The organism is Psychrobacter sp. JCM 18902 (assembly GCF_904846615.1).
In the GTDB taxonomy this organism is placed as follows: Bacteria; Pseudomonadota; Gammaproteobacteria; order Pseudomonadales; family Moraxellaceae; genus Psychrobacter.
Genome location: NZ_CAJHBK010000001.1, coordinates 1116713 through 1128317, shown reverse-complemented (window position 1 = coordinate 1128317; position 11605 = coordinate 1116713). Strand labels below are relative to the sequence as shown.

Below are 11605 nucleotides of genomic sequence, written 5' to 3'. Positions count from 1 at the left end.
TAAAGGGAATCCAAAAAAGGAATCATCATGAATAACAGAACATATCTAATCGTTGGTGGTACAGGCGGCATTGGTAGAGCGATGATTAAGCAATTAGTAGATGGCACTGCCAGTGGCAATAAGGATGAGAATGCGAATACCGATAATGGTGGAAAACAGGGTATTCATGTCTTTGCGACTTATCATCGCAATGTACCTGATTTTGAGGCTGACAATCTGCATTGGATATCCATGAACCTCTGCGACGAACAGAGTATCGAGCAAGCAGCCGAGGTTATTCAGCAGCAAACCCCTCATATTGATTGGATTATCAATTGTGCAGGGTTATTACATACGGCGACGCAGCAGCCAGAAAAAGCGCTGCGTCAGGTTGAGACTGATTTCTTTTTACAAAATATGCAAGTGAATGCCTTAGCTAGCTTGCTCATTGCCAAGCATTTTAGACCACTATTAGCCAAATCTGCGCGTAGTAATGACAAGCCCGCGATCTTTGCGACGATATCCGCGCGCGTTGGCAGTATCAGTGACAACCAACTGGGCGGCTGGTATAGCTATCGTATGAGTAAAGCGGCACTCAATATGGGCATGAAAAACCTGAGTATTGAATGGAGTCGCTCGCTTAAAGACGGGTGCGTGGTTGTCATGCAACCAGGAACGGTAAATACGCAACTATCAGCCCCTTTTCAAGGTAATGTGGTCGAAGGTCAGTTGTTTTCGCCAGCCTACAGTGCGGAGTGCTTATTAGAAGTGCTTAACCGTATGACGGCGGTGCAATCAGGAAGCTTTGTTGACTGGGCAGGGGAATCCATACCTTGGTAGCTCTAAATGATTGAAACGTTCACAAAGCCAATTCAAGAGATAAAAATAGGGCGTGTCCTTAATATGAGAACACGCCCTATTTTATTGATAAGATAAGGGTTTTTTTAAATAGGCACATGCTTAATTCGCCATAAACAAGTCCATAAACTCATGTACAGGTGTGTGCTCTAAGCGTGTTTGATCGCTACAAAGCGCAAAAATATCCTGACAGCGACTGTCGATAAATCGCGTTGCCAAACTGGCACGAAACTTGGCTTCTAATACAGGGATACCTTCTTTGCGGCGGCGCTTATGTCCGATAGGGTATTCGACCACAACCTTGTCGGTACTGCTACCGTCTTTAAAAAATATCTGAATGGCATTGGCAATCGAGCGCTTGCTTGGGTCATGGTAATCTTTTGAATAACCCACATCTTCTTCTACGATCATTTTGCGGCGTAGACCGTCGATCAAAACATGGTGCTGTGCATGATAATCGTCTTCATAATTTTCTGCCATTAAATCGCCAGTGAGCAGAGGCACCGCAACCATATATTGCAAACAATGATCGCGATCCGCAGGATTGGCCAATGTGCCTTCTTTAGAGATGATTCTAATCGCGGATTCATGAGTCATCAGGACAATTTTTTCAATATCATCGATTCTGTCATCAATGCGTGGATGTAAAATCACCGCAGCCTCACAAGCAGTCTGCGCATGAAACTCGGCAGGAAAGCTTAACTTAAATAAGATATTTTCCATCACGTAACTGCCAAACTCACGCTGGAAAGTAAAACGGCGCTCGTTTGCAGGTTTAAGGGCTAAGTCTTTATTGGTATGGCTAAACAATACATCATAAAACCCCCATTGCGGTGCAGAGAGTGCCCCAGGGATACCCATTTCACCGCGACGAGTAATGTCAACCAAGCGTACCGCACGACTGGTAGCGTCGCCTGCCGCCCAAGATTTACGGCTACCGGCATTGGGTGCATGACGATAGGTACGCAACGCCTGACCATCGACGATCGCCTGCGAGATGGCAGCCATGATACGCTCACGTGGTAATTTATAGAGCTTGGCGACCACAGCAGTAGAGGCCAATTTAACTAAAAACACATGATCAAGACCCACACGGTTGAATGAGTTTTCCAGTGCAATTACCCCCTGAATCTCATGCGCCATAATCATAGCCTCAAGCACCTCACGCATGGTTAATGGCGGATGATTGCGACTGACACTTTGTTGGCTAATATAATCGGCGACCGCTAGGATACCGCCTAAATTGTCCGAAGGGTGTCCCCATTCAGCAGCCAGCCACGTGTCATTATAATCTAGCCAGCGCACCATACAGCCGATATCAAAGGCAGCTTTGATAGGATCTAGTCTGTGGGTTGTACCCGGAACGCGCGCGCCATTAGGGGTAAGCTGATCGGCACAATCAGGACCCAAATGCTTAGTACATTCAGGGAAACGTAGCGCAAGCAGACCACAACCAAGCGTATCCATCAAGCAATGACGCGCAGTATTCCAAGCATCTGCGCTATTGGGGGAGTCGTTATCTATCGAATAATTAAGCACATAATCAGCAATCTTTTGAATCTCAATGTCATATTCTGGACGGACATTGCTTTCTACCGTGGCATCATTTTTATTTGAATGTGTTGTATCTAAATTATCATTTGACATGGTTGTCTCCTCTTCCTTGAGTGTGCTACTTTCTTGACCCATTATCTCGGTCATTTTTTTAAATTAGCCATCATTTAAAAGTAGCACACTCAATATGAAACAACCAAACTGAATTATGTTAAAAATTAAAACCTTGCGGCGCGCTTAAATCATCAAATATAGCAGACCTAACACAAATAAAGCCGCCATGATAAACAGCAGAAAACTTAATACTTTGTTCGTTGTGGAGGCAGACTCAGTACGCTCTTTTTGTACTTTGTTTTTCTTGGCAACGTATAGAACCATTTTTACATGTTCTATGTTGTCTTCGAGATAATGATCGCCTTCAGGGACAAACCCCAAGGACTCATAAAAGCTGAGTAAATAGGCTTGTGCAGAGAGTATAATCGGGCGCTTCTTACCATATTTTTTACGGCAGTGCGCTATGGCATGAATCATCATCTGCCGTGCTATACCTTCACCTCTGTGCTCTGATAATACCAGCACTCTACCGATGGCAGGCATAGCAGTATGATTGGTCTTAATCGTAGGGTCAGCGACCGATAGATTGGATTTTAATTTATTAAATTCAGGCGGAATGATACGGCAGTAGCCTACCAACGCCTCGTTTTGATGCGCGATCAGATGTAGGCAATCAAAGTCCACCTCATCCATATCTTGATAAGCGCAGTTTTGCTCAACCACAAACACTTGTGATCGGGCTTTTAAAATATGATAGAGATCAACTGAGGTCAGCTCATCAAAGGTTTTGATAGAAAATTCACAAGTCATAGTGGGCTAGCTTCTGGAAATAGGCGGTAAAAGATTGGCATTATAACGATTTAGGCACACATTAACCATTCCTAACCCTTTAGAGTCTGGCTGATTTTATCCAAATTTAAGCTATCCGACATGGCATTGAATATCTCAAAATATTTGCCGTGTTTCTCATATAGCGCTTCATGCGTACCGGTTTCAACCACGCGACCATCTTCTATCACGACCAAATCATCCGCATCGATAATTTGGGCAATATTATGCGAGACCATAATCACGGTACGATCTTTTTTGATGAGATCTAGGCTCTTCTTCACTTGTTGGCTGGCGATGGCATCGAGGCTAGCGGTTGGCTCATCCAAAAACACAATGGGTGGATCTTTTAAAAACATCCGTGCCAGCGCGATACGCTGCTGCTGACCACCAGACAATGACTTTGCTGTACTCTCATAGCCTTCTGCTAAATTAATAATTTGCTCATGAATAGAGGCTTTTTTTGCTGCAATGATAATATTTTCATCTGTCGCATTCATATCACCATAGCGGATATTTTCGCTAATCGTACCGGAAAATATATGATTACTTTGTAGTACCAAGCCAATATTTTGACGCAATTCATGAGTATCGCAGTCAGCTAAATTATGTCCGTCTAGCCATATAGTGCCGCTATCTGGCGCATAAAACTTTACCAATAAGCTGATAATCGTACTCTTGCCAGCACCACTTAAACCCACCAGCGCAGTAATACGATTGGGCTTGATAGTAAAGCTGACATCTTTTAGCGCTTGCGTGCCATTCGGATATGTGAAATCGACGTTTTTCAGCTCAATATGACCTTTTAAATTTTCACTACTTCTGCCCGTGATATCTTCAACTTGGCTTTCATCTTCTAATATATCAAAGAAGCCTTCAGCATAAGTCAGAGCATTGTTGATTTGATCATAGATACGATGCAATTGACGAATAGGGGCGGCGACATTTTGAAACAGCATGACATGGAATAAAATCATACCGATGGTCATCTCGCCTTTTAAAACAAAGTAGGACGTCAGCAGAATGATTACCACCACGCCAATCTGCTCAATAAAGGTCTTTATCGCATCATAAATAAAACCAATACTGCGAATACGCAGCTGATTGTCAGTCATGTCTTTTTGAATGGTTAAGTGCTTTTCCGCTTCTATCGACTCACGAACAAAGGATTTCACCACGCTGATAGAGTTGATCAAGGAGATAACCAAGCCACTTTTGGCTTCTCGATAGCCACGCATCTGCCGACGGAATCCTTGTAGACGCCGCGCTTGTTTTTGACTGATGAAAAAGTAAATGGGAATGATAATAAGACCGACCAAGCCTATCCAAAAATTGGTCGAAAACATAATGATGAGTGAGACGATCGCACTGGCAAACAGCGGTAGCATATCGATAAAGAAGTTTTGCACTAAACTGGTTAAACTGCTGACCCCATAATCAATACGCGTTTGCAACTTGCCGCTGTCGTTTTCGCTACTGGTATAAAATGCCATGCGGTAGGTTAAGATACGCTCAATGATTTTTTGCGATAAATCACGCGAGAGATTGATACGAATCTTTTCACCAAAGAAGCGTTGCCCAAATGAGATGAATATCGACAATATCTCTTTGGTTAAGAGTACCGCACTGATAATGGTCAGCATGCGCACGCCAGCTTCCCAAGGCTCAGCGAGGGTAGCGATTTCGGTCAAGGTATCAACGGCATAGCGCAGCACAAAGGCATTAACTTGCGCTGTAAACGAGCCAAGTACTGTGAGTATCAGTGTGGCAATAATTAAAACTTTATATGGCGCGGCAAAAACGGCAAGCTTTTTGAGGATATCCCATAACAAAGCGCGCCGCTCCGTTTTTTTGAGTGGCGGCTTTTTAACGAAGGACGATTGGCTTGGTTGGGTAAGTGACATAAATTAGTTTAATAATTTCATTTTAAATTTTTCCTAAATTTCAAGATAATCGTCTAAAGGACTTTGACAAAGGGCTACGGTATCGTCTTCGAAATGTACTGCAATTTTCCTTGCTATTAACCTCATGCGATGGAAACAAATAATTGCTTCAATTAAAGTTACATCATCTGGATGAGCTTCATGAGTAAGTGTATTCCTTCTATTTGAAATATCTTCATATGCTTTTATCCATTCTTCGGGTATAGGTTCTACACCAAGTTTATTCCAGTTATTAACTCTGTTTCTTACTCCCATTCTCTCATGTTTATTTTGCTCACGTTCAAGAATTCCCGCAAGTAACTTATCCGAACCCCTATTAAGAATGTCTTTTAAAGAAACCTTTTCATCTAAAAATTTTTCCTTATTTTTATCTAATAATTGTTTATACAAGTCGAATTCATATGCTTCAAGAAGGCAAAAGTTGTATAGAATTATTTGAGTACCTACTATATGTTCAATAGGTGTGAATTCTTTCTCATGACCAAATTTTACACCACCATGCTCTGAGATATCAGATGGTTCAGGTTTTCTAAAGATTAAAGAAATAGTTACACTTAACTCATTTGATAAATCATGTACTAACGGTAATAGTTTTTCATCTAGGTCTGGTCTATTAGCTGCAGTAGCCAAACGAGGAGAGGTAGACCATGCTTCTTTATCCCAATTCATCATTTTTTTTGCTGAAATTGCTAAATCTGATGTTCTTACCGCCGAAAGTGTAAACAAGTTCATTCGTTCAATGACTTCATGAAATAACATATGAGTTTAGCCTTTATTTTATTAATCTAACTATTTTAGCTTTAAATTATATTATAGAAAAATATTATCAAAACTAAAAAGCATCTTCTGGCACAAAAACTTCACCAACCATAATACGACGTGCCGAGCGGCTCATTGAGACCTTTTTTGCTTGCCAGCGTCCATCGACTTGCTCGGTTTTTCCACCCACGAGTAATGTTCCTGAAGGGTGACCAAAACGCACCTCGGTCAGCTTGCCTGCACCTGCTGCTTCATTGACCAATGTCCCTTGCGTGGTCGCTGCTGCTGCTATAGCAACGGCTGCCGTACCCATCATGGCATGATGCAATTGACCCATACTCATCGCACGTACAACGAGATCGATATCATTGGCATTAACGGCTTTACCACTAGAGGCGTCATAACTTTGCGCAGGAGCGACCCAGGCAATTTTAGGAATATGTTGGCTGGTTTGCGCCTCGCTCTCATTTTTAAACAGCCCCATAGCAACGCCGCCTTTGGCACGGATGTTTTCAAGCTTGGCAAGTAGCTCACTATCGCTATTAATATCACCTTGCAACTCAGTGCCAGTAAAGCCTAAATCTTCTGCTTTCATAAAGATGGTTGGAATACCTGCACTGATAAAGGTTGCTTTGACACTATCAGCAGCTAAGCCACAGCCAGATACATCAAAGTCATCGATTAGATTATTTGTCGGGAACATGTCGCTTGATGAATCAACGGGATCGATAAATTCGATTTTGACTTCCGCTGCTGGGAAGGTGACGCCGTCTAGTTCAAAATCGCCGGTTTCTTGCACTTGTACCTTGCCTTGTGCGTCTAAGTAAACAGGCACATGGGCAATAATGGTTTTGCCGATATTTTCTTGCCAAATACGAACTTCGCAAATGCCGTTATCCGTACTGTTATTAATACTATTAGCAACTTTATCGGCATCGACCAAACCCATATTGATGGCACAAGCACCTACCGCAGCGGTTAAATTACCACAATTTCCCGCCCAATCAATCATGGGCTTGGCGATATTAACTTGTCCAAAAAGATAGTTCACATCGTGGCTATCATCATCTGCTGGAGATAGAATGACTGTCTTAGAAGTGCTAGAGCTACCATTTCCTAAGCCGTCAATTTGCTTACCATAAGGATCAGGGCTACCGATAACCCGCAATAGAAAATTATCGCGCGCCTTGCCAGCAACTTGGCAGCGCTCTGGTAAGTCAGATAGTTTAAAAAATGTACCTTTAGATGTACCGCCGCGCATATAGGTAGCAGGAACAGAGATTTGTGGGGCAAAAGAGGGTGTTGATTTAGAATGGGTTTGGGCCACTGTATTAAGTCCTTTTTATATTGTTATAAAATTGGGTTGAAATAGTATGATTGATAAATAAATACGAACAACTAAAAATGCTTATTAATAATGATAACGACACGAGATAATCGTCAGATAATTATCATCGACGGCATATACCAACCGATTTGCGTCATCGATGCGTCTTGACCAAAATCCAGATAGGTTTTCTTTTAAAGGTTCAGGTTTACCAATGCCTTCAAACGGATTACGCTTACATTCAGTGATAAGTTTGTTAATACGTTTGAGGGTTTTTTTGTCTTGTGTTTGCCAGTACAGATAGTCTTTCCACGCAGAATCTGTCCACGCTAATTGCTCACTCATTATTAGACCCTTTGGATTGATTAAAGCCTTTGAGTTCAAGCATTCTCAATGTCGCTATCCGTATGCTCATTGTCATCGCTGCTACCATCACTTTTATCACTGTCTTCTGCTGTATCCATTAACTCACGCGTCACAGTCTTGCCAGCTTTATATTGGGCAATAGATTCCGCTAAGTGTGCTGCATTAGCAGGAGATTTCAGTAGATAGACGGTTTCCATCAGGCTATTGTAATAATCAAGTGACATTACAACCGCATCATCAGCGTCACGGCGGGTTACGATAGTGGCGTTGGCATCATCGTTTACCGTATCTAGAACGGACTTTAAATGCTTTCTGGCTTCTGAAAAACTAACGACTCTCATAGCTTACTCCTTTTATGATGTATTTATAACTTGTACAATATATAGTACATATTACGCCATTGGTTAAGGAAGCTCAATATTTAGCTACTATTATCCAACACTTAGATGTAAGTAAGAGAAGTCAAGGTATAGAATACAAAAGCAAATAAAAACCGATGCCGTATCATCTATACAACATCGGCTCTTTATTTATTTAACACTCATGTCATTTACGCAATATCTAACGTGCCATCGATAAATTCTTTGGCAAAGCGCTGTAGCATACCGCCAGCGTTATACATTTTGACTTCATCAGCGGTATCTAAACGGCAGATAACAGACGCTTTATCGACAGTGCCGTCTGTACGATGAATGACTAGTGTCATATCACCACGAGCGGAGACTTCGCCTTCGATATCAAATACCTCAGTACCGTCGATATTTAAGGTGTTACGATTGACCCCTTCTTTAAACTGCAAAGGGAGCGCGCCCATACCGACCAAGTTTTGCCGATGGATACGCTCAAAATCTTCAGCAACCACCACTTCTACACCTGCTAAACGGACGCCTTTAGCAGCCCAGTCACGGCTTGATCCTTGACCATAGCCATCACCTGCGATGATGATAAGCGGTTGCTCGCGGTTCATATAGGTTTCAATGGCTTCCCACATACGCATGACTTTACCTTCAGGCTCTACTCTAGCCAGTGAACCTTGGATCACCTCACCTTTCTCGTCACGTACCATCTCATTCAATAGCTTAGGATTGGCAAAGGTCGCACGCTGCGCGGTTAAGTGATCGCCGCGATGGGTTGCATACGAGTTGTAGTCCTCGGCAGGTAAGCCCATAGTATCAAGATACTCGCCAGCCGCCGAATCGCCCAAAATCGCATTAGACGGTGATAAATGGTCAGTGGTGATATTATCACCAAGCACCGCTAATGGACGCATGCCTTTTAGCTTATTCATCGCTGCCATTTTGCCTTCCCAATACGGCGGACGGCGGATATAAGTCGTCTGTTCACGCCAGTTATAGAGTGGGCTTAATGCTTTACCTGTGTCTTTTTTAGCTTCATCAAACATCGGAATATAAACGGCGTTGAATTGCTCAGGCTTCACTGCTTTTGCCACGATGGCATCGACTTCATCATCGTCAAACCAGATGTCTTTTAGATAAACATCATTGCCGTTTTGGTCTTTGCCTAACGAGTCTTTTTCGATATCAAAACGGATATTACCGGCGATAGCATAGGCAATCACCAATGGTGGTGATGCCAAAAATGCTTGCTTGGCATACGGATGGATACGACCATCAAAGTTACGGTTACCAGATAGCACCGCAGTGGTAAACAGATCGTTATCGATGATCTCTTTTTCGATATCAGGGTCGAGCGCGCCACTCATGCCGTTACAGGTGGTACAAGCAAAACCAACCACGTCAAAGCCAATTTCCTGTAGCTCAGGCATCAGTCCTGCTTCTTCTAAGTACATTTTGACCGTTTTTGAGCCGGGTGCGAGTGACGATTTAACCCAAGGCTTGCGTAATAAACCTTTCTTATTAGCATTACGCGCAACCAGACCAGCAGCAACCATATTGCGTGGGTTTGAGGTGTTGGTACAGCTGGTAATAGCCGCGATAATCACTGCGCCATCTGGCATCATACCGTCTTTGGGTTCTGGTAGTTTTTCATCAGCACCGTGAGCAATGCCTTTGGCAACCAAATCCGTGGTTGATACGCGAGCATGCGGGCGTGAAGGGCCCGCCATGTTACGGACAACAGCGGACAAGTCAAACTCTAGGACGCGGGCGTATTCGGCTTTTTCCATGCCGTCAGCCCATAGCCCCACTTGCTTGGCATACTGCTCAACCAGTTTAATCTGATCTTCACTACGACCAGTTAGGCGTAAGTAATCGATGGTTTGCTCATCGATATAGAACATCGCAGCCGTTGCGCCATACTCAGGGGTCATATTAGAGATAGACGCGCGGTCACCGACACTCAGCTGACGTGCACCTTCACCAAAGAACTCGATATAGGTAGAGACTACGCCAGCATCACGTAAGAACTCGGTCATAGCGAGTACTAAATCGGTGCCAGTAATGCCTTTTTGCAGTTTGCCCGTTAGCTTAACGCCGACGTAATCAGGCAGGCGCATATATGATGGATTGCCCAACATCACGCTTTCAGCTTCAAGCCCGCCAACACCGATTGAGATGACACCTAAAGCATCAACCATTGGTGTATGACTGTCAGTACCGACTAAGGTATCAGCAAAAGCGACTTGTTCCCCGGCTTTGTTTTGTACCACTTGTACAACCGGTGACATTTTTTCTAAGTTGATTTGGTGCATGATGCCGTTACCGGGCGGTACGACGTTGACGTTATCAAAGGCATACTGACACCAGTTGATAAAGTGAAAACGGTCATCGTTACGGCGCTCTTCGATAGCACGGTTTTTCTCAAAGGCGTTTTCTTCAAAACCTGCATGCTCAACGGCTAGTGAATGGTCAACAATCAATTGCGTTGGGACGATTGGATTCACTTTTGATGGGTCACCGCCTTGCTCAGCGATGGCGTCACGTAGACCTGCCAAGTCAACAAACGCAGTCTGACCTAGGATATCATGACAAACGACGCGAGCAGGGTACCACGGAAAATCTAAATCTTGCTTGCCTTCGATATGTTGCTTAAGCGCTGCGGTTAAATCTTCTGGTGGGCAGCGGCGTACCAAGTTTTCACACAATACTTTTGAGCAGAACGGTAGCTTGTCATACGCGCCAGCTTCGATGTTTTCGATGGCTTCACGGGTATCAAAGTAATATAAATCTGTGCCAGGTAATGGCTTTTTAAAGGGTTCATTCATCGGTTGTACAAGGGCGTTGTCCATAAGTCACCTTTAGCTGTTGGCTGGTTGGAATACTTTAAAGATTATTTTCAGTCGTCGGATGTAGCAGGTTTTTTGAATAATTTAAGAGTGAATCAAAACCAGTCTTTCTTTCTTCTAGATTGATACTTTCTAACTCTTCAAATTTTTCAAATTTAATATTCGCTCCATATAGAAGTCCTGAAATTCCTGATACTACATTCATAAATTTAATGCGTGAGGATGAATTTTCTGGTTGAACATTTAGTTGTAAACCATCGCATAGGTTTCTAATCTTTTCAGATTCAAAGCTAAGCGGCTGGTTAGAATGAGCAAATTCATTTCTTATCTTTCTTAAAGTATTGATATCATTCATTGTTATTTTACTAATCAAACCTAAAGAATAAGATAATTTAATTTTAGATGAAAATGTTCCAAGTGGACCATTGAAAGAAAAAACATCGTTCAAATGATTGGCATTTCCAACAAGCTTATCTTTCAAAATAGTTTCAAGCTCATTATCGATATGGGCAGTGGCATATAATGCTAATCCCCTATCAGATTCTTTAATCATTTCTTTTCGTAGTTTTATAAACTCATTCGATGACTCTTTAGCTGCCTCTGGAAGTGGAAGTAAATTCATTATGTCTTCCAAAACTTGCTCAACAGATAAATTTTTCTTGTCATTCATTATTTAAAACTCATATCAGTATGAAATGTATTCTAATTAACTTAGAAAAGCCTTAAAAATAG

General features: G+C 42.6%; 9 protein-coding genes and 1 pseudogene. 1 reads left to right on the top strand and 9 read right to left on the bottom strand.

Annotated elements, in window-relative coordinates:
- Positions 1–27: 27 nt before the first annotated feature.
- Entirely contained in the window at positions 28–819 is a 792-nt protein-coding gene (locus JMY05_RS04625) for an SDR family oxidoreductase (protein ID WP_201614273.1), read from the top strand.
- Between the two features lie 120 nt (positions 820–939).
- On the opposite strand, the gene JMY05_RS04620 is transcribed toward JMY05_RS04625, so the two are convergent.
- The 9 genes and pseudogenes from JMY05_RS04620 to JMY05_RS04580 all read right to left on the bottom strand — a co-directional run bounded on the left by JMY05_RS04620 (position 940) and on the right by JMY05_RS04580 (position 11543).
- On the bottom strand, positions 940–2484 hold the full coding sequence (locus JMY05_RS04620) for a bifunctional 2-methylcitrate dehydratase/aconitate hydratase (RefSeq protein WP_201614271.1): 1545 nt from the start codon (positions 2482–2484) through the stop codon (positions 940–942).
- A gap of 144 nt (positions 2485–2628) precedes the next feature.
- Complete coding sequence (locus JMY05_RS04615; RefSeq protein WP_060491140.1) at positions 2629–3255, bottom strand: GNAT family N-acetyltransferase; 627 nt, start codon at positions 3253–3255, stop codon at positions 2629–2631.
- 71 nt (positions 3256–3326) lie between these two features.
- Positions 3327–5177, bottom strand: coding sequence for an ABC transporter ATP-binding protein (locus JMY05_RS04610; protein ID WP_045447273.1), 1851 nt, complete (start codon positions 5175–5177; stop codon positions 3327–3329).
- 33 nt (positions 5178–5210) lie between these two features.
- Complete coding sequence (locus tag JMY05_RS04605) at positions 5211–5975, bottom strand: hypothetical protein (RefSeq protein ID WP_201614270.1); 765 nt, start codon at positions 5973–5975, stop codon at positions 5211–5213.
- 73 nt (positions 5976–6048) lie between these two features.
- Positions 6049–7302, bottom strand: a complete 1254-nt coding sequence (gene prpF / locus JMY05_RS04600; RefSeq protein ID WP_201614269.1) for a 2-methylaconitate cis-trans isomerase PrpF — start codon at positions 7300–7302, stop codon at positions 6049–6051.
- Positions 7303–7386: 84 nt separating this feature from the next.
- On the bottom strand, positions 7387–7647 hold the full coding sequence (locus JMY05_RS04595; RefSeq protein ID WP_045447278.1) for a Txe/YoeB family addiction module toxin: 261 nt from the start codon (positions 7645–7647) through the stop codon (positions 7387–7389).
- Between the two features lie 113 nt (positions 7648–7760).
- Positions 7761–8009, bottom strand: a pseudogene (locus JMY05_RS04590) (type II toxin-antitoxin system Phd/YefM family antitoxin); the annotation flags it as partial.
- A gap of 209 nt (positions 8010–8218) precedes the next feature.
- The gene (gene acnD, locus JMY05_RS04585; protein ID WP_201615344.1) at positions 8219–10852 is read right to left on the bottom strand and encodes a Fe/S-dependent 2-methylisocitrate dehydratase AcnD; all 2634 of its coding nucleotides are present in this window, start codon (positions 10850–10852) and stop codon (positions 8219–8221) included.
- 58 nt (positions 10853–10910) lie between these two features.
- The gene (locus JMY05_RS04580) at positions 10911–11543 is read right to left on the bottom strand and encodes an MltR family transcriptional regulator (RefSeq protein ID WP_201614268.1); all 633 of its coding nucleotides are present in this window, start codon (positions 11541–11543) and stop codon (positions 10911–10913) included.
- Between the last annotated feature and the right edge of the window lie 62 nt (positions 11544–11605).

Excerpts from the sequence above, each read along its gene's own strand:
- JMY05_RS04625 (WP_201614273.1), top strand. The coding sequence starts at position 28 with ATGAATAACAGAACATATCTAATCGTTGGTGGTACAGGCGGCATTGGT.
- JMY05_RS04620 (WP_201614271.1), bottom strand. The coding sequence starts at position 2,484 with ATGTCAAATGATAATTTAGATACAACACATTCAAATAAAAATGATGCC.
- JMY05_RS04615 (WP_060491140.1), bottom strand. The coding sequence starts at position 3,255 with ATGACTTGTGAATTTTCTATCAAAACCTTTGATGAGCTGACCTCAGTT.
- JMY05_RS04610 (WP_045447273.1), bottom strand. The coding sequence starts at position 5,177 with ATGTCACTTACCCAACCAAGCCAATCGTCCTTCGTTAAAAAGCCGCCA.
- JMY05_RS04605 (WP_201614270.1), bottom strand. The coding sequence starts at position 5,975 with ATGTTATTTCATGAAGTCATTGAACGAATGAACTTGTTTACACTTTCG.
- JMY05_RS04595 (WP_045447278.1), bottom strand. The coding sequence starts at position 7,647 with ATGAGTGAGCAATTAGCGTGGACAGATTCTGCGTGGAAAGACTATCTG.
- acnD (WP_201615344.1), bottom strand. The coding sequence starts at position 10,852 with ATGAATGAACCCTTTAAAAAGCCATTACCTGGCACAGATTTATATTAC.
- JMY05_RS04580 (WP_201614268.1), bottom strand. The coding sequence starts at position 11,543 with ATGAATGACAAGAAAAATTTATCTGTTGAGCAAGTTTTGGAAGACATA.